This window comes from Gemmatimonadota bacterium, from assembly GCA_016714015.1.
Lineage (GTDB): Bacteria > Gemmatimonadota > Gemmatimonadetes > Gemmatimonadales > Gemmatimonadaceae > Pseudogemmatithrix.
Genome location: JADJNZ010000009.1, coordinates 90355 through 107974, shown reverse-complemented (window position 1 = coordinate 107974; position 17620 = coordinate 90355). Strand labels below are relative to the sequence as shown.

At 65.6% G+C, this 17620-nt stretch carries 15 protein-coding genes; all 15 read right to left on the bottom strand.

The window, feature by feature from the left end; translation table 11 throughout:
- Positions 1 to 1796: 1796 nt before the first annotated feature.
- Positions 1797 to 2495: a phytanoyl-CoA dioxygenase family protein gene (locus IPJ78_17290; GenBank protein ID MBK7908297.1), complete on the bottom strand. Its 699-nt coding sequence runs from the start codon at positions 2493 to 2495 to the stop codon at positions 1797 to 1799.
- Positions 2496 to 2619: 124 nt separating this feature from the next.
- Entirely contained in the window at positions 2620 to 3030 is a 411-nt protein-coding gene (locus IPJ78_17285) for a hypothetical protein (protein ID MBK7908296.1), read from the bottom strand.
- 1972 nt (positions 3031 to 5002) lie between these two features.
- Positions 5003 to 6172 carry an IS30 family transposase gene (locus tag IPJ78_17280; GenBank protein ID MBK7908295.1) on the bottom strand — a complete coding sequence of 390 codons (1170 nt, stop codon included), beginning with the start codon at positions 6170 to 6172 and terminating at the stop codon, positions 5003 to 5005.
- A 1629-nt stretch (positions 6173 to 7801) separates the two neighbouring features.
- Entirely contained in the window at positions 7802 to 8842 is a 1041-nt protein-coding gene (locus IPJ78_17275) for a hypothetical protein (GenBank protein MBK7908294.1), read from the bottom strand.
- A gap of 178 nt (positions 8843 to 9020) precedes the next feature.
- A complete protein-coding gene (locus IPJ78_17270) occupies positions 9021 to 9722 on the bottom strand; it encodes a DUF2071 domain-containing protein (protein ID MBK7908293.1) in 702 nt (233 codons plus the stop codon).
- Positions 9723 to 9952: 230 nt separating this feature from the next.
- Positions 9953 to 10498, bottom strand: coding sequence for a hypothetical protein (locus IPJ78_17265; protein MBK7908292.1), 546 nt, complete (start codon positions 10496 to 10498; stop codon positions 9953 to 9955).
- 247 nt (positions 10499 to 10745) lie between these two features.
- On the bottom strand, positions 10746 to 11276 hold the full coding sequence (locus tag IPJ78_17260) for a hypothetical protein (GenBank protein MBK7908291.1): 531 nt from the start codon (positions 11274 to 11276) through the stop codon (positions 10746 to 10748).
- 164 nt (positions 11277 to 11440) lie between these two features.
- Positions 11441 to 12091, bottom strand: coding sequence for a hypothetical protein (locus IPJ78_17255; protein ID MBK7908290.1), 651 nt, complete (start codon positions 12089 to 12091; stop codon positions 11441 to 11443).
- 154 nt (positions 12092 to 12245) lie between these two features.
- Positions 12246 to 12629 (bottom strand): hypothetical protein, encoded by a 384-nt coding sequence (locus IPJ78_17250; protein ID MBK7908289.1) that lies wholly within the window; start codon positions 12627 to 12629, stop codon positions 12246 to 12248.
- A 237-nt stretch (positions 12630 to 12866) separates the two neighbouring features.
- Entirely contained in the window at positions 12867 to 13610 is a 744-nt protein-coding gene (locus IPJ78_17245; protein ID MBK7908288.1) for a hypothetical protein, read from the bottom strand.
- A gap of 144 nt (positions 13611 to 13754) precedes the next feature.
- Positions 13755 to 14342, bottom strand: a complete 588-nt coding sequence (locus IPJ78_17240; protein ID MBK7908287.1) for a hypothetical protein — start codon at positions 14340 to 14342, stop codon at positions 13755 to 13757.
- A 73-nt stretch (positions 14343 to 14415) separates the two neighbouring features.
- Positions 14416 to 14820 carry a hypothetical protein gene (locus IPJ78_17235; GenBank protein MBK7908286.1) on the bottom strand — a complete coding sequence of 135 codons (405 nt, stop codon included), beginning with the start codon at positions 14818 to 14820 and terminating at the stop codon, positions 14416 to 14418.
- Positions 14821 to 15003: 183 nt separating this feature from the next.
- Positions 15004 to 15165: a hypothetical protein gene (locus IPJ78_17230; GenBank protein MBK7908285.1), complete on the bottom strand. Its 162-nt coding sequence runs from the start codon at positions 15163 to 15165 to the stop codon at positions 15004 to 15006.
- 557 nt (positions 15166 to 15722) lie between these two features.
- Positions 15723 to 16706: an integron integrase gene (locus tag IPJ78_17225; protein MBK7908284.1), complete on the bottom strand. Its 984-nt coding sequence runs from the start codon at positions 16704 to 16706 to the stop codon at positions 15723 to 15725.
- A 93-nt stretch (positions 16707 to 16799) separates the two neighbouring features.
- Complete coding sequence (locus IPJ78_17220) at positions 16800 to 17615, bottom strand: hypothetical protein (GenBank protein MBK7908283.1); 816 nt, start codon at positions 17613 to 17615, stop codon at positions 16800 to 16802.
- Between the last annotated feature and the right edge of the window lie 5 nt (positions 17616 to 17620).

The following is a 17620-nucleotide window of genomic DNA, read 5'->3' as shown; positions in this document are numbered from 1 at the left end:
ATGAGCATGGTGCCCCACTCACCGACTTTCGGGCAGCGAGAGTCTACTACCTCGCTCCACTCAATCACAACGGTGTCGACGGAAACGCTGCGCAATCTGATCTCGACGCTAAACCAATGCGCGGGCAGCGAGTCCGGCTCGTTCGCGCCGAATGCCGCGCAGCGCGGCGCGAGCACAAGCCCGGAATCCGCTGACGAGAAGCCTCGCGCAGACAGGACGAGAGTCCGCACCGGAATTGAGTCCCGCCACCCCGAGACGAGGTTCAGAGTACGCCGTTCACCGAGCCTAGCGATTGCCGCAAGCACGTCAGGCTCCAGGCGTTCCTGTGCGATCCCTGGCGGCGCGAGGAACGCAAGCAGTAACAACAGGCGTAGCAGCATTGCTTGTTGCTCCGGCTAACGTCAAGTTGTGCAGCGGCCGCTTCCATAGAATGCGGTTGGGCGGCCGTGCGGTACCTTCAGGTACGATAAAGCACGGCCGCCCAACCGCTACCCCAGCGCGGCCGCCTGCACCAACTGCCGTTAGCCCGTTCGGGCGCCGGGCTTCCAGTACACCGTCCCTGCGGCGCGCACTGTCAGCGTATCCGCTCGACGCCACATTGTGCCAGTGAACTCATCGCAGCTCACGCGCACTCTGAACCAGACGGTGTCCGCATACTCAACGAGGGCGAAGCGCAGGGCCGAGTCCGCCTCCGACGCCGCCTGCGCGACGACGGGAACCGGAAGGCCGCGATCGCCGGCGGAGACGCTTCCGTCGCCCACCCACCTCGTGCTATCCACCCTCGTGAATTCACGCGGAAACCCTCGACGTCGCCACTCAGCGAGTCATCGGTGAGATGCGAGTAGCTGACTGACTGACCGACTGCGACACAAGAGTTCATTCCGGCGAGTCGCGTTCCTAGCCGAGTACCGGAGTCGCTCTCGGCCGCAACGACGGCCTCAGCGACTTGCGTGGCGGCTTCTGGTGCCCCCGCGTCGTCGGAGGCAACGCAGGCGCAAAGCACACTCAGCGACGCAACCAGCAGCCCTACTTTGCGCGATGCCATGTGAATCGGGCTAACGTCAGGTTGTGCCGTGGCCGTTCCAATAGATGCGGGGCGGCGGCCACGCCGACCCGAGTAGTACGATAAGGCGGGGCCGCCGCCCCGCTACCCTAGCCGGCCATCGGTCACCAACCGCCGTTAGGTCGCGCGACCGCCGAACACGGAATGCGGACCGCCCATGCCTGACTCTCGCGAGCCGCTCCTTCCACGTCGCCAAAGAACCTCGCGCGACCCCTCATCGTGTCGGGCGACTGCGCCAGTCGGTAGACAGTCCCGAAGAGATGGGTCCGACTGACGATCTCCAATGTGTCTCCGTCGAGTCGCCAGAACTTCTCAATCCAGCCCTCAACGGGACCTTCGTCGGGGACACCCACAGCGCGTAGCGCGCCCTGACCGGCCCACGCACTTGGTGATGGCGTGTTGGTCAGCTCGTAGCGCGCCGGATCCCGCTCCAGGCGCGTCGGGACTGGGGCGTCTGGAACGACCGTGACTTCGATGCAGCGTGAACTCGCCAGTGGCGTGGGCGAACTCGAGTCCCTGCGCTGTGACGCGCAGGCGCTCAGGGCGGCGAGCACGATCAGAAGCCGGATGCGCACAGATGCGATCCTCGTCGACCTAACGTCAAGTTGTGCAGCGGCCGCTTCCATAAACTGCGGTTGGGCGGCCGTGCGGTACCTTCAGGTACGATAAAGCACGGCCGCCCAACCGCTACCCTAGCGCGGCCGTCTGCACCAACTGCCGTTAGCCTGTAGCGCTACGATGCTTCCTGCCACTCCAGGTCGCACGGCAACCGCCGCCAGTCGGGCGCGACGTACTCGATGTGAATCACGCGTCGATGTAGAGGAACACGTGCCGGCGACGAGGCGTGCAAGAGCAACGAGTGGAACGCCAGTACGCCTCCAGCGGGAACGATACACTCCACTTCCGGTACGCGCTCACGCCACGCGTCGATCTGCGCGGCACTGAGCCGCCCTTCCAAGTGCGATCCCGGCAGGACGCACACGGGGCCGTTCTCCGAGGTGCAGTCGTCCAGGTGCATCCGCACCGCCACCATGCCGCTCAGAAGCTCAGCGGGCGGCTGCACGTGCGGCGCTCCGTCCTTCTCGGACCACGGACCAAATCCCGGCACGTCGCGACGCGTTCGCACCGCGATGGTGAGATCCTGATGCCACACGACCTTCCAGTTCGCGTCGGGTGACTTGTCGAACAGGATGCCGCGAACGGGATACGCCCCCACACCGACGGCGGCCTCGGCGAGCCGGCGCATGCCGGGGGACTCAGCCAGCGCGCGGACCTCGGGGATATCGCGCAGAACATGTCTCACCCCGCCGCGCACGCCCGTCGCGCCGAGCTTCGGCGCGACGGCATTCACCAGCGACGCAATCTCGGTGGGCGTGGCGACGTCGGCTTCGATGCAGAAGCCGCTGGAAGCGAACTGTGCTGCTGTCGTCACCGCGATCCTCGTTCTATCAGGCTAACGTCAAGTTGTGCTGTGGACGCTTCAATATTGCGGCCGCGGAGCGGCCGCCATCAATAGCGCGGCCATCTGCACCAACTTTCGTTAGGTTCGCGCGTGCTCAAATCCAGTCGTTCGCGATCGCCATGGCACCGACGAACCAGTTGATCGCGGTGGCCGCCAAAGCCGCGAGTCCGCACGGAACGGACACCGTCCAGTTCCGCCGCCAACGCACCATTGCGTAAAAGGAGATGCCTGCAATGGTGAGCGCGGCGACGGAGTGAATCGTGGAAGCCCAGCGGAAGCCTCCAGTCCAGGGATACTGCTCCGCACCGTACATGACTCCACTCCACAGGACGAGCAGCCACGGAGCCAGGACGACTGCAGACAATTCGCGACTGGACGCCGCCACCGGGAGAGTCTGCGGCTTCACGCCACGGCGCCAGGCTTCAGCCATCACAACCGCACCGAGAACCGCGTACACCGGCCAGAGAATTTCCAAGGCCATGCGAGCCAGCCACAGCATCCTCATCCACGCTCCATAACGATGTGCGGCAACCTAACGTCCAGTTGTGCTGCGGCCGCTTCCATAAAATGCGGTTGGGCGGCCGTGCGGTACCTTCAGGTACGATAAAGCACGGCCGCCCAACCGCTACCCCAGCGCGGCCGTCTGCACCAACTGCCGTTAGACCGTGCTACGACGATGGCGGCGTTCGCTTCGGCGATGCTTTCGGATCCTGGAAGTCTCGCTCGTCGCACGTGGGCTCGACGTCATACTGGAGGTAGAAGTAGCGGTGCCAGCGTCGATGCCCCGTGAGAGGAGTTCCGGTCCACACGGTAAGGTGCAGGCCTTCCATGGACGTGCAGACGCGGAGCGTCTCCAAGTTTCCGTCACCGTCGAGATCACCACGAATGCCGTCGCCCGTCGCAACAAGTGCGCCTGGAGCAGCAAGAGCGGCGAACCACACGCTCCCGGGCTGTGGGCGCACACTACTCAGCACCCCGATGTCGTAGTGCGCATCGGCGAGGGGGATGTCCGGGTCGGGAGCTGGGCACGGTGCGGAGCGACGGCGCAACAGGCGTGCAGTCACGACCGCTGACGAATCCACCGGGCTCGCGAGGAGAACCGCCGAACCCGGCGCAATGCTGTCGGATCTGATCCACAGGCAGTGCGAGCCGGCTGGCTCAGTGACCACTATCCCAACGCGCCGTTCCCAGTCGAATGCGCTCTGCGCACGAACACGCGATGCCGGCGCCGCCGCGGCAACGAAGGCCAACAAGTGTGCTAGGGTGCGAAGATTGCTCATCGGTCTAACGTCAGGTTGTGCCGTGGCCGTTCAAATAGATGCAGGTTGGCGGCCGCGCCGGTCCGAAAGGAACGATAAAGCGCGGCCGCCAACCTGCTACCCTAACCGGCCATCGGTCACCAACCGTCGTTAGCCGGGCGGGGACCGATCGGGGCAAGAGGCAAGCCAACGCGTCTGACCGAACTCTCCAGACGTACTACTCGACCACTTGCCGTCTGGTGCTCGCGTGAACGGCAACGTTTCGATGAGCATGGTGCCCCACTCACCGACTTTCGGGCAGCGAGAGTCTACTACCTCGCTCCACTCAATCACAACGGTGTCGACGGAAACGCTGCGCAATCTGATCTCGACGCTAAACCAATGCGCGGGCAGCGAGTCCGGCTCGTTCGCGCCGAATGCCGCGCGCAGCGGCGCGAGCACAAGCCCGGAATCCGCTGACGAGAAGCCTCGCGCAGACAGGACGAGAGTCCGCACCGGAATTGAGTCCCGCCACCCCGAGACGAGGTTCAGAGTACGCCGTTCACCGAGCCTAGCGATTGCCGCAAGCACGTCAGGCTCCAGGCGTTCCTGTGCGATCCCTGGCGGCGCGAGGAACGCAAGCAGTAACAACAGGCGTAGCAGCATTGCTTGTTGCTCCGGCTAACGTTTGGTTGTGCTGCGGCCGCTTTCATAAAATGCAGGTGGGCGGCCGCGCCGTACCGAAGTGTACGATAAAGCGCGGCCGCCCACCTGCTTCCCTAACGCGGCCGACTGCACCAACCTCCGTTAGGCGACCGCGCGCGCGACTCGCGGCACATGAGCCTACACGCACCGTCAGCTCGACTCGCTACCGAGATCGAACGCGTGCGAATCCCTGAACGCCTCTTCGAGCGATTGAAACCACGAGGAGTCCATGCCCATGCCTTTGTGCGGGCCCTTGAGGAACAGGAGGCCCCACGGAGACTTGGGCCCGAATCCCTGAGCACAGTAGCAGATGCCGGTATTCGAGGCCGCATGCTCAAGAACCATCCAGCAAGCATATGAGTGATCCGGCAAGCCGTAGTCCCAAGGGCGCGGCTCTTCACGCGGGACGACGAGCAGTTGCCGGATAGCATCGGCAACTCTCGGATCCGCGATCGAGGATAGCTGCAAGTCCACGAGGGACTGAATGCGTTGCTGGTCCAGCACAGATGGTGGGAGTTCGGTAGAATCAGGTGATCAACGCAACAGCCGAGCAATCACTTCCGCCGGGCACTCGAACCCCAGCGTCTCCCGCGGCCGGCCGTTCAGCCGATCGGCCACCGCGTCCAACTGTCGCTGCGTGAAGCTGGAGAGATCCACGCCTTTCGGGAAGTACTGCCGCAGCAGGCCGTTCGTGTTCTCGTTCGACCCGCGCTGCCACGGGCTCTGCGGATCGCAGAAGTAGACCTGCACGCCGGTGGCCACCGAGAAGACGCGATGGTGGGCAAGCTCGGTGCCGCGGTCCCAGGTGAGCGATCGCTTCAGGTGCGCCGGCAGTCGTTTGATCTGACGGATGAGCGCCGGGATGACGGTCGTCGTCTCCTTGCTCGGGACCTTCACCAGAATGACGAAGCGCGTCGTGCGCTCGACGAGCGTGGCGATGTAGCTGTTGTTCCGCCCGGCGATGAGATCGCCTTCCCAGTGGCCAGGGACCGCGCGATCGGCGACGTCCGGCGGTCGCTGGCTGATTGGGATCGCGTCGACGATCTGCCCGCGCCCTTGCCGTTTCCGGGTCGCCGTGCGCGCCACGCGCACGACGCGTCGACGCCGCAGCTCCTGCGTCAGCTCCTTCCGCAGCACATTGCGCGACTGAATGTAGAGCGACTGGTAGATCGTCTCGTGCGACACCTGAAGCTCCGGGGAGTGCGGCGCGGTGCGCCGTAGCCACCGACTAATCTGGCGCGGGGACCACGGCAGGCGCAGCTTCGCGGCGACGAGCCGTCGGAGCGGGCGATGCGTCGCCAGACGACAGACCTTCGGCCGCCGCGCGGCCACCCAGGCCGCGATGTCAGCCCGCACCGCACAGTAGATATCGGGGCCGCCATGGCGCTCGACCTCGCGCGAGATGGTCGACGGCGCCCGCCCGAGCCAGCGCGCGATCTGCCGATAGTTCGAGCCCCGCGCCAGCGCCCGTTCGATCGCTTCCCGATCCGCGAGGGAGAGTTGATGCGGCGACCGGGCGCGCTGGCGTGGGGCGATCCCACCGGCTTCGCGTATGATGAAGTGAACGGAGCCCGGCAGCTTGCCGAGCCGCTCGGCGATCGCCCGTCGCGCGATGCCCTCGCGATGCCACGTCCATAGGAGGCCGCGCTGCTCCGACGTGAAGCCCCGCGGACTGCTGCTGCTGAGTTCCATGCACACCTCCATGCTGAGAAAGATGGATGGTGTTGCAATGACCCTCTGACTCCGCATCGCCTAACGTTTGGTTGTGCTGCGGCCGCTTTCATAAGATGCAGGTGGGCGGCCGCGCTGTACCGAAAGGTACGACAGAGCGCGGCCGCCCACCTGCTTCGCTACCGCGGCCGTCTGCACCAACCTCCGTTATGCCTCACGGGGTACGACCTTCGCACCGACGTGACCAGAGCCACCGCATGAGCGCCTCCACACGGTTCGACTCCTCGTGGCTGAGAGGTACCACGGCCGGCTTTCCGTTCGCGTCGCGATCAGTCCACTCGCCACTGAGCGCGCCGTCCGCGGTCGCGCGCACCTCGAAACCAAGGCGCGCCGCAACCGCGACGTCGCGTGTGAACGACGACCTCGCTAGAAGGGGCCTGCCCGTCGAGTCCCAGGCAACGGTGATACGGCGCGTATTCAGCGACATTCCCTGCCCGAGGTCGTAGAGCGACGTATCCGTTCCGTAGCGAAACTCAAGAACGAGAGCCGCCCGCGGCGATATCGCATCATCGCGAGGGACGCGACGGCAGAGCAAGGGCGCTGTGCTGGCGGGCGGCTGGAGCAATAGGCCACTTCTGCCGTCCTGCGCCTGACCGCCCGAAGGCAGACAGGCGGCGCTGACGGCCACAGCAAACGAAGCACGCTGAAATAGGGTCATGATCTTCGTCAGTGCAGGCATAACGTCAAGTTGTGCTGCGGCCGCTTTCATGAAATGCGGTTGGGCGGCCGTGCGGTACCTTCAGGTACGATAAAGCACGGCCGCCCAACCGCTACCCCAGCGCGGCCGTCTGCACCAACTGCCGTTATGCCTCGGGCGCGCCAGACTATCCGGCGCACGCCTCGCGCGCCTCGACATATCGCTGTTCCCGGGGATCGAAGCGATAGAGGCGGGACGGCACGCAGGCAGGCCCATTTGTCGTAATCTGCACGTGCGGCCACCGATCCATCCCAAGCCAATAGAGCGTGAAGTCCACCTCGTCGCTTCCATACGTCTCGTCGCAACTCGGATCCAGGTCGACGCTCAACCACTGGCCCGAAGGCACGACGCTGAGCCAACTGCGCCGCGGCCGACACGCCACGTCGTTACGATTGAGCTCAAGGCTGTCATCGGGAACCCAGACCACGAGGTCCTCAGCGTCGACGGACGCGAGGATTCCGACACGCCACTTCCCTACGAGGTCCTTCAGCGGGGGCCGACGACGCACTCCAGTACTCGCGCGAATCGTCGCGAGAGCGAGGCCGATGCGACGCACACCAGTCGGGAGTCTGAACCCGACGGTATCAGCCTCTGCGCTGAGGTCCGTCGAGTGCGCTCGAACCCACCACGTGTAGAAGGCCGCAGTGTCGGGGGCCGACACGGATCGTGTGTTCGCTTGCGCGCCAGCGCCCGACGCGATGCAGGAAGCGAGCACACAGGCCGCACTCGCGCGGAGAATGCGCCCACTATCCGCTCGCGCCATTCTCGTCTCCGTAGGCATAACGTCAAGTTGTGCCGCGGCCGCTTTCATAAAATGCAGGTGGGCGGCCGCGCCGTACCGAAAGGTACGACAAGGCGCGGCCGCCCACCTGCTACCCTAGACGGCCGTCGGTCACCAACTGCCGTTAGGGCGCGGGCCGGCGGCTCGCGCTATTGGTTCCTACACTGTCCGCGAGAAGCTCCCAGGCGGAGTAGTCCTGCCAGCTCTGGAGATAGCGCTTCGACGGTAGGCGTCGCCAGAATAAGCCGCTCGCCGAGAACAGAGGGGCGTGCCCCGACTCCGCGAGCGGAGTGAATACAACCTCACCACCGGCCGACTCCCCGTCGCGGGCAGGATTCCAGTAGGTCCAGCGAGCATCCGCGAGGCCGCCCGATTCGCCCACGCGCATGACACCATCCAGTCCGTTACGGCGCCGGTCACGCGCGCAGAAGCGCAATACGATATTCCGGGAGCCAGCACGACTCAGGGTCAGCGTGTGTGCCTCGCCGAAGATCGCATCGACGAAGTGTCCGGCCATCTCAGCGTGGAGAGGAGGATAGCGCCAAGCGCCGAAGTCGTCGTAAGAGTGAGTCCCCGTGAGCGGCTGGATGTATCCTCGTTGGGCGAAGCTGGCTCGCGCTCCGGTCATCCCGCCGTGAGTATAGAAACGCCAGCCGGTTCTCGGGTTACCGATGCCGACGGCTCCCACTTGGTCTTCCGCAACAGTTGCTCGGCGTTCCTCGACGTTCGCCTTCCTCCCTTGAGTCGACGGAGTCTCGTATCGAGAGGCAATCTCTTGCCACAGCTTCCGCGCTTCGGGGCTATCGGTCTGCGGGCATGCCTGGCGGGCCGCGAGCACCGTAACGGAAGGCAGGCTGCCCGATAGAGGCTCCATGCTCACGACCACGGTGTCGCTGGTGCTGCCTAGGACCAGGTGACCGGGAAGGAATCCAATCCGGCGGACGATCGCGGCGTTCGAACGGGCGCGTTCGCCCGCGACGAACCGCGCGAGACCGTCGGAGTCGGTCACGCGCGTTGCGACGCGTTCGTTCGCGGACCAGAACTCAACGATTGCAGCGGAAACTGCATGATTCGCCGGGTCGGTCACGCGCACGACCACCTGAGCAAATAAGGCCGTCGGTAGTGTGCCGATGCCAAGAAGCGTCCATCGGACGAGACGAGTCAAGATCTGGTCTCGAGACTCTGCGGATTCCATTCTCTCCTTCGCGGAAGTCGCCCTAACGTTTGGTTGTGCTGCGGCCGCTTTCATAAGATGCAGGTGGGCGGCCGCGCCGTACCTCAAGGTACGACAAAGCGCGGCCGCCCACCTGCTTCCCTAGCGCGGCCGACTGCACCAACCTCCGTTAGCCATTGCGCGCGCCGTGCTCGACCAACGAGAGGCGACGGGGACGATACACGGTGATGGGCGAGCCCTCGGCCACGAACGCCGACCGCGGCGCGCCACCGAGCGCAGGGGCAAACGCGTCACCGTAGGTCACGGCGATGTCGCCGCTGAGCGTGGCGTCATGCGCCGCCCACACGCGCCACGATGGATGCGCCACCTGGTACTCGACGGTGCCGCCGTCGCGCTGGCGAGTGTAGCCCCAATAGTGTTCCGTGATGAACTCGGCCTCCGATCCTGGAACAAGCGCGGACGGTGCGCCGACGGTGCGCGCCGCTAGCCCGGTCCAGACGCTGCCCTCACGCCACTCATAGCGGACCGAGCGGTCGTCGCCCTGCGCGAGCACCGTGTGCCTCATGCGCAGCGCGCGATAGGGCTCGTTGTACCATGCTTTGGCGACCCACGCGATGGCCCGTCGCGGAACGAGTTCGCGGATGAAGACAACGGCGCGGCGCACTTCGGTCGGCTCGTGCCGGCGCACATAGAAGCGGAGATTGACCTCCTCAAAGTTCCGGTGCCCGGGGAGAGGCAGGCCCAGCAATCTCGTGTCGACGAATCGGAATCCGACGACACTCACGATTGCCTCGCCCTGCCACAGATCCAGTTCTGTGCCGGCAGGCACGTACGATGCGAGCAGGCGCGGGTCGACGACAAAGTTGAGCATGAGCAAGTCGCGCCACTGCGCGGTCAGGAACCGACCGGGAGCTCCGACGACTTCACTCACGCGAAGGCCTCTGCAAATGGCTAACGTTTGGTTGTGCTGCGGCCGCTTTCATAAAATGCAGGTGGGCGGCCACGCGCTACCGAAAGGTACGACAGAGCGTGGCCGCCCACCTGCTTCGCTACCGCGGCCGTCTGCACCAACCTCCGTTAGGTTGCTCGCGCAACTCGCAGTCACAGATCGGTGCGAAGCCAGATCTGCCCTTCGCGTGGCGAGTCCGGGTCGCTCGTGCGCTTCTCAATGAAGGTGCTAAAGCGCTCGTGGTTTGCGCGACTGCCGAGCAGCGTGGTGACGTGATGCATGATGTGCTCGCGCAGATCAGAGAGAGAGCTGTACTCAAATACGATTCCCTGTGTGCGCACTCGAGTTTGGAACGCGCGCAGTGCTTCGAGCTGAGCGAGATCTACATCGCGCGGAAGCGCACCCGCGTCGAAGTAGACCATGACTTCCGCGCCACCACCTCTGAGGCGCTCAATCTCGTGAACCGAGCCAGACTCCCATTCAAGCGTGGGAGTGCCAATCCGCGCACCGAAGACTGCGATTCCGAAGTCAGCGCCGGCGACAACCTGGCTGTCAAGGAGTGACTGCGGATGTCCGCCGAGTTCTGGTCGGGAATGCGTCTCCCACCGAACTGCTTCGACGCGCAGGTCGAGCGCGACACCGATAGACGCATTCCATCTGCCCAACACGTCACACACGGCGTCGCGCGCTTCGTCCACGTCGCTCGGCGAGATAACCAGACACCTGTACGTCAGCGTCCTACTCGGCATGGACGACTCAGCCTCCAAACTGGCGACGGTGCGGTGTGAAGTGATCCGGACGGAGCCAATTCCGGTCAACCTAACGTCAAGTTGTGCTGTGGCCGATTCCATAAGATGCGGTTGGGCGGCCGCGCCGTACCGAAGTGTACGATAAAGCGCGGCCGCCCAACCGCTACCCCAGCGCGGCCATCTGCACCAACTGCCGTTATGTTGCGGATCCGGCCAGCTCAGCGAGCCACTTCGCTACGTCCGCGGGCAGAGCGCGCCGCGCGAGCACATGTGGAAACAACTCAAGCGGCGGCTCTCGAACGAGCTCCGTCGGCAGCGTGATGGTTTGCAGATCGTCATGGAGGAACGGCCGTCGGCCGCAATGGTTCGCGTCGCATGCCTTGCGCACGCCAGGCCGACAATCGCGCCACGAACACGCGCGCCCGAGGTATGTCCCGTTCTCGGCGCCGAGGAACACGTCCGCGCCACGGCCAAGGCTCTGGGCCCGACCCTTCACGCGGCGGGCCATCATGGCGAGGCGTTCGAGGTCGCACGACTCGCTCACGATGACGAGCAGATCAATGTCCTTCGGATCCGGCTTCTCGGTCAGGATCGATCCGAGCAGGGCAATGCGCACGACCCCCGAGAGCGCGCGAGCCTCGGCGGCGAACGCGCCCGCGTACCCGAGCAAGGCCGTTCGTGAATGCAGCCAGTCGTTGGCGTATCGGATGATGGGCGAGCGACTCATTCTGCCGCGACGAGGTCTGTCGTCAACATAACGTCAAGTTGTGCTGTGGCCGATTCCATTAATGCGGGTTGGCGGCCCCGGCCGACCCTGAAGTACGATGAGGCCGGGGCCGCCAACCCGCTACCCCAGCCGGCCATCAGCACCAACTGCCGTTAGGCGGCGGCTCACGGAAGACGGCGCCACGTGCCGCCGTGCGCGCGGAACCGGGCCGGCCTGCGCGGACTTGCCTCGATGACGGAGCGAGAATCTCGGTTCGGTTCGAGCACGACAACGGTGTCGAAGCTCACCTGCCATTCTCCCGCACTCAGCGCGACGGCCAAGTGGCTGAAGGCCGATCCGTCATTCTCATCGTCACGCGAGGATTTGCCAACATCCAGGCGGCCGAGCGCAAGAAGGCTGTCGCGGAGCACCTCGAATGCCTCGATACCCCAACTCCCTCCTTCGTCACCAAGGTCCGCGAGTGCGAGCACTCGGCCCCGGGCCTCGAACGCGCGCACGCGTGGCAGGCTCGACTCAAGGAAGCCTCGCGAGAACGAGACTGCGACGAAGGAGCGCCCGTCCGTGGGTCGAAGCAATGCAATGCGCGAACCGAAGTCACCGTCGCGATCACGCTCGGGCGTCCAGAGTGCAGCGACAATTCTCTCGGGACCGCAGGCCTCGATTGCTGGCCAGTAGAGGCGGAACCCGAGAGCTTGCTGCGCCGAGTCGAGCGATGCAGTGCGCGACGCTGGCACTGCGACGCATTCGCGCGCGCGCTGAGCGTTCGCGGCATTAGAGATCGTGGCCACGGCCATGGCGATGAACGCCGCCTGCATGTAGCGCTCCAGAGCCTCCTCCGTCCGCCTAACGTCAGGTTGTGCCGTGGCCGTTCCAATAATTGCGGGTGGGCGGCCACGCCCGACCCTGAAGTACGATGAGGGCGGGGCCGCCCACCCGCTACCCTAGCCGGCCATCGGTCACCAACCGTCGTTAGCCCGCCCGCGGACCGATCTTCGCAGACGCGTCTCGCGCTGCCTCATCCTCGTCGTTCAAGTACGACCAGGACAGCGCGAGGCCGATGGCGCCGAGGACCGGAATCAACAGGTTGCTGCTGCCTACCCTGCTACCGAGCAGCAAGGGGGGCGCGATCGAAAGCCCGAGGAACCCGAGGCCGAGGAAGCCGCCGAGTTCGCGCCGTTCGGAAAGCAGCCACGCGGTCCAGAGGTAACCAGCGGCGACTGCTAGGCGGATGAGGACGATGAGTGGGTTGATGGCGACATCGGCCATCACGCTCCAGCCGAGCAGTTTGCCGACGAGGCCGACGGCGAGAAACAGCAACGACAGTCCTCCGCTCGATGCGAAGAGGAACGTCACGACATTGAGCGCCGTGGACGCTTCCTCAGGCAGCAGTGGGTGAGTTGGAGTGTGTCTTCGACGCGATCTCATGTAGGTCGGGCTAACGTCAGGTTGTGCCGTGGCCGTTCAAATGAAATGCGGGTTGGCGGCCACGCCGGTCCTTCAGGAACGATAAAGCGTGGCCGCCAACCCGCTACCCTAGCCGGCCATCGGTCACCAACCGCCGTTAGGCGGGCCGCGGTTCGACACTCGCCATCACGGTCTGGGGATTCGCGCCCACGGAATCCGGTTGAGGTCAAAGCTCGAGTCCTGCACGAACCGCGGCACTCTCCATCGGAGTACGGCGACTGAATCAGATATCTCCGTCACGGCCAGCGTGTCGTCCGGATTCTCCGTCGTAATCGACGAATAGCTGCGCTGCACAAGCTCGCGCACTCCATTTGCGTCCAAGTCAACAATCCATGTCTCCAGCTCGCTGGTCTCTCCACCATCACCCCACGCGAGTGCCAGGAGCTCGGGCAATAGGAAACACTGTCCGACGGCGCTGTGAATCCAGAGTTCCTCGCGGAACGCGACTTCAACGCCGGGCACACGAAGGAGGAACGCCGTGTGCGTCGAATCAAGCGCGAAACGACCTTGGACGTACGCGCGCGCCAGCGACGAGTCCATCGGCTCGAGCTCGGGATGTACTGTCTGAACGACATGCCACCACGCATCGCTGAGCGGCGGCTGGGTCAGTACCGTGTCGGCACTACGGACCCAGATCGTGTCTTGCTCGAGCGCGCGTGCGCGGCGATCGAGTTCACCGCGGAGCCGCGCGGCGTCGGTCGAGCCGAGCAGGAAGATCGGCGACGAGTCCGCCCGCGCACGAAGGAGCGCCAGTTGTGTAGCCTCTGGCGTCGAAGCGAGACAGTTTCCGCGCTCCCAACTTGGAGGTATCTCGGGCGCACACGCCGCGAGAAGCGACGTCGCAGCGAGCAACATGATTGTCCGCGTCATCGACCTCACAGAGCTCCGCCTAACGTCACGTTGTGCTGTGGCCGATTCCATAGATGCGGGTTGGCGGCCACGGCCGACCCTGCGGTACGATGAGGCCGGGGCCGCCAACCCGCTACCCCAGCCGGCCATCAGCACCAACTGCCGTTATGCCGCGCCAGCTCCGACCGCGTCAAGCACCCGCCAGAGGGGCCCATCAAGCTCCAGCCGTACCTCTCGACCGTACTCGGCGAAGATCTTTGCGCGGAACTCCTCCAATCCCTCACCGTCCGCAAAGTCAGCGAGCGATGACTCGTCCGACATGAATAAGGGACGAATGCCCGTGACTCGCTCCACAAACTCAAAGGCGAACTCACCGTGGCGTTCCAGCTCGCTCGACGCAGCGAATACCACCGGAACCTTGGTCCCGGGGCGAGGAAGCGGTCCGCGCGAACGCACGAGCTCAAGCCTCGAGGTTAGGTCGGCGATAGCGGCTTCACGCGACTCGCCAAGCCCGCACAACTGCCAGTAGCCAATAATCTGAGCCGACCACGGGGGGACGGTGCCTCCGCTGCCCGTCGACTGCTGGCGCAGACGCAGCGGATAGTCCTCAAGCCGCCACTCGCTCTTCGTGAACGAGAGGCAACACTTCCAGGCGGCCAGCAGACCTTCACGCGCACGACTGAGATGTGTGATCGTCGGCATAACGTCAAGGTTGTGCCGTGGCCGTTCAAATAATTGCGGGGCGGCGGCCACGCCGACCCTCCCGTGACGATAAGGCGGGGCCGCCGCCCCGCTACCCTAGCCGGCCATCGGTCACCAACCGCCGTTAGCGAGCCGCGGGCGGACGCTTGGCTCGCGTGGCGATCAACACTACGCCAACACGAGCACGGATGCCGTAGACTGCACCTGCCGCCTTGTTGTCCATGAGTTCGATCGACTCGATCGCCTCCGGGACGATGCGATTCGCCGCGGCAGGGGACAGTTCTTGGCCGTCCACGACGTAGAGTGGCTCCCGGTACCGCAACAAGCAGACGAATCCGTTTTCAGGGTCGCTCGGCGGCAAGACGCTCTCGAACGACGCGATAGACTGAGCCCTCCTCGCATCGGACATGCGTTCGATTGGCGACCACACGAGAGCAACCACCGCAGCGCTCAACGCAGCGAGGATGAACCGACGGCGCACCGGAACGCCTTTCACCAGCCTCGTATTCCACATCTTCTCGAAGGGCATCTTCGTGTCTCGCGAGAGGTGTTCCGGTCTCGCTAACGTCTAGTTGTGCTGTGGCCGATCCAATAATTGCGGGTTGGCGGCCACGGCCGACCCTGAAGTACGATGAGGCCGGGGCCGCCAACCCGCCACCCTAGCCGGCCATCTGCACCAACTGCCGTTAGCTCGTGGGCCGCGAGGCGTCGGCTACAGCATCCATCGGCGCGCGAGCTGCCGACCGCCCCACACGCCGAGTCCCAGCGCGATGATGCTCGTGATGAAGGCCGTCATGATCCCGACGTGCGCCCCGAGCCACCAGCCAGCGGCACTCGCGACGGTCGACACAAGCATCACCAGCAACTTCTCCATGTGCTTGCCTGGATCGAAGTCAGTTCCAGCGAGCTAACGTTTGGTTGTGCCGTGGCCGATCCAATAATGCGGCCGCGGAGCGGCCGCCATCAATAGCCGGCCATCGGTCACCAACCCGCGTTATGCGGCGGCATTGCGAGAGGCGAACGTCTTGCCCAGCCGGCGTGCGGACCGCTACCTCGCGTGGCACCCGTGCTGGCGCGAGCAATCGAGATCACCGGAGCGCGACCGGCCGCGGTGCCAGACAGATCTGATCGAGCGCACCCCCCAAAGAGAAGACACGACGGCCGAGTTCAGCGGGGCCAGGCGGGTCGGCGCGGGCGACACCTGCGGGGAAGCCGTTGCCAGTTCACTCGTTCCCGGCCGCATAACGTGTATTGGCTTGACCTGTCCAATCCCACCAGATCCCCCAGGCCGAGCCGCCACTCTAACGTTCCGCCCGAAGACCGCCACCCCGCAACCCCCAGCAGGAGAACGCCATAGCTGCCGCGTTCCCCCCGTCCGCCTCCGCTTGGGTGAATTGGACCGGTCTGTCTAATTCGGCCCCCGCGCCGCGCTCAGCGCCGACGACGAGGTAGCCCGTCCAGCGGGCTCCGAACCCCCAGCCCGCCACGGTTCAGCACATGGGTGTAGATCATCGTCGTGCTCACGTCCCGGTGGCCAAGCAGCTCCTGTATCGTCCGGATGTCGTACCCCGCCTCGAGCAGGTGCGTCGCGAACGAGTGACGGAGCGTGTGACACGTCACCCGCTGGCTCAGGCCCACTTCCCGCGCGGCTGCGGTCACCGACTGCTGCACGACGGTCTCGTGGAGATGGTGGCGACGACGCTCGCCCGACTCCGGATCCAAGTACTCGCGCGTGGCCGGGAAGAGCCACTGCCACTCCCAGCGACGGCCGGACTCGGGGCCGAGCTTCGCGCGCAGCGCGCCAGGCAACGCGACGTACCCCGCCCCGCGCGCCACGTCGAGCGCATGCTGCTCCCGCATCTCCTTCAGGTGCTCGCGCAGTCCGACCAGCACCCCCTCCGGCAGCATGGTCCGGCGGTCCGTGCCGCCCTTGCCGCGCCGCACGGTCAGCTCGCCGCGGCCCGGGTCGAGGTCCTTCACCCGCAAGGTGCAGCACTCCATCACGCGAAGGCCACTGCCGTACAGCAGCTGTGCCATCAGCCGCGGCGTGCCACGCATCGCGCCGAGCACTCGGTCCACGTCCTCCGCCGAGAGGACCGTCGGAAGCCGGGTCGGACGCTTGGCGACCAGATGATCGGTCGGCGCGGCCATCGGCCGCTCGAGGACCACCTCATACAGGAACCGGATCGCGGCGAGCGCCTGGTTCTGCGTGCTCGCGCTCACCTTGAGGTCGCGCGCGAGATGCGTCAGGAAATCCCGCAGCTCCTTCACGTCCATCTCGCGCGGGTGGCGGCGCCCATGGAACCGCACGTACCGCCGCACCCACCCCTCGTACGATTCGGCGGTGCGCGGACTGTAGTGCCGCGTGCGGAGGCGGTCGCGGAGCACCGCGAGCAACGTCGGTCCTTGGGCCATGCGGGAACATCCGCTTCCCGATGCCGCTGGTCGGCACCCCGCCATTTCGCGCGGCGCCGAAAACGCGCATCGCGATCGCCGACCTCACATGCTTCACATGCTCAGGAGGCGGTGCGCACCGCGCTCCGCGCGCACGATCACGGCGACGGCGCCGGCGACGATCCCCAGCGGCACGAGCCACCCGACTGCCGTCGCGATCACGGGCAGCCCCGCATGGCGCACGCCGATCCCGCGCAGCGCCCAGGCCACCACCAGCGGGAAGACCCAGGCGCGCTGGCCCCAGGCCATCACCACGCCGAGCACCGTCGCGACGATCATCATCGCCACCGCCCACGTGGACTCGGCGATCCCGAAGCCGCCCCAGCCGATCGCGTGCGCGAACTGGAAGGTGTTGGAGATGAGCGCGACGGAGATCCACGCGAGATACAGGTCGAACGGCCAGCGCACCAGCACACGCTCGGCCCACCCGTCGCGCACCGGGCGCGCTCCCGGCGCGCCGGGGGCGCCGGGGAGGCCGGGGGCGTCGCCCGCCAGCGGGGCGCGCAGGCGCGCACCGGTCAGCACCAGCGCCACGAGGAACGCGACCATCACCAGCAGCGCCGCGCCGAACCGGGAGAACGAGAAGAGCGAGATCCACGCCACGTTGAGCACGCTCGCGACCACCCACCACGGACCGATCCGCTCCACCGCGCGCGCCGCGGCCGCGGTCGGCAGCAACTGGTAGGCCACCGACGCCGTCAAGCCGAGATAGATCAGGCTCCAGATCCCGAACACGTAGTTCGCCGGCAGGAACAGCGACTCGTACCGGTTGGCGAGCACGCCGATCGAATCACCGCTCATCGCGCCGGTCGCGGCCAGGCCGTTCAGGGCGAGCACCGCGAGGAGGGTCGCGAGGTTGACGAGCTTCATCACCG

Bases quoted from the DNA above. Each gene is read 5' to 3' on its own strand.
- IPJ78_17245 (MBK7908288.1), bottom strand. From the start codon at position 13,610: ATGACGCGGACAATCATGTTGCTCGCTGCGACGTCGCTTCTCGCGGCG.
- IPJ78_17230 (MBK7908285.1), bottom strand. From the start codon at position 15,165: ATGGAGAAGTTGCTGGTGATGCTTGTGTCGACCGTCGCGAGTGCCGCT.
- IPJ78_17280 (MBK7908295.1), bottom strand. From the start codon at position 6,172: ATGGAGGTGTGCATGGAACTCAGCAGCAGCAGTCCGCGGGGCTTCACG.
- IPJ78_17225 (MBK7908284.1), bottom strand. From the start codon at position 16,706: ATGGCCCAAGGACCGACGTTGCTCGCGGTGCTCCGCGACCGCCTCCGC.
- IPJ78_17220 (MBK7908283.1), bottom strand. From the start codon at position 17,615: ATGAAGCTCGTCAACCTCGCGACCCTCCTCGCGGTGCTCGCCCTGAAC.
- IPJ78_17270 (MBK7908293.1), bottom strand. From the start codon at position 9,722: ATGCTCAACTTTGTCGTCGACCCGCGCCTGCTCGCATCGTACGTGCCT.
- IPJ78_17235 (MBK7908286.1), bottom strand. From the start codon at position 14,820: ATGCCCTTCGAGAAGATGTGGAATACGAGGCTGGTGAAAGGCGTTCCG.
- IPJ78_17285 (MBK7908296.1), bottom strand. From the start codon at position 3,030: ATGAGGATGCTGTGGCTGGCTCGCATGGCCTTGGAAATTCTCTGGCCG.
- IPJ78_17260 (MBK7908291.1), bottom strand. From the start codon at position 11,276: ATGAGTCGCTCGCCCATCATCCGATACGCCAACGACTGGCTGCATTCA.
- IPJ78_17255 (MBK7908290.1), bottom strand. From the start codon at position 12,091: ATGCAGGCGGCGTTCATCGCCATGGCCGTGGCCACGATCTCTAATGCC.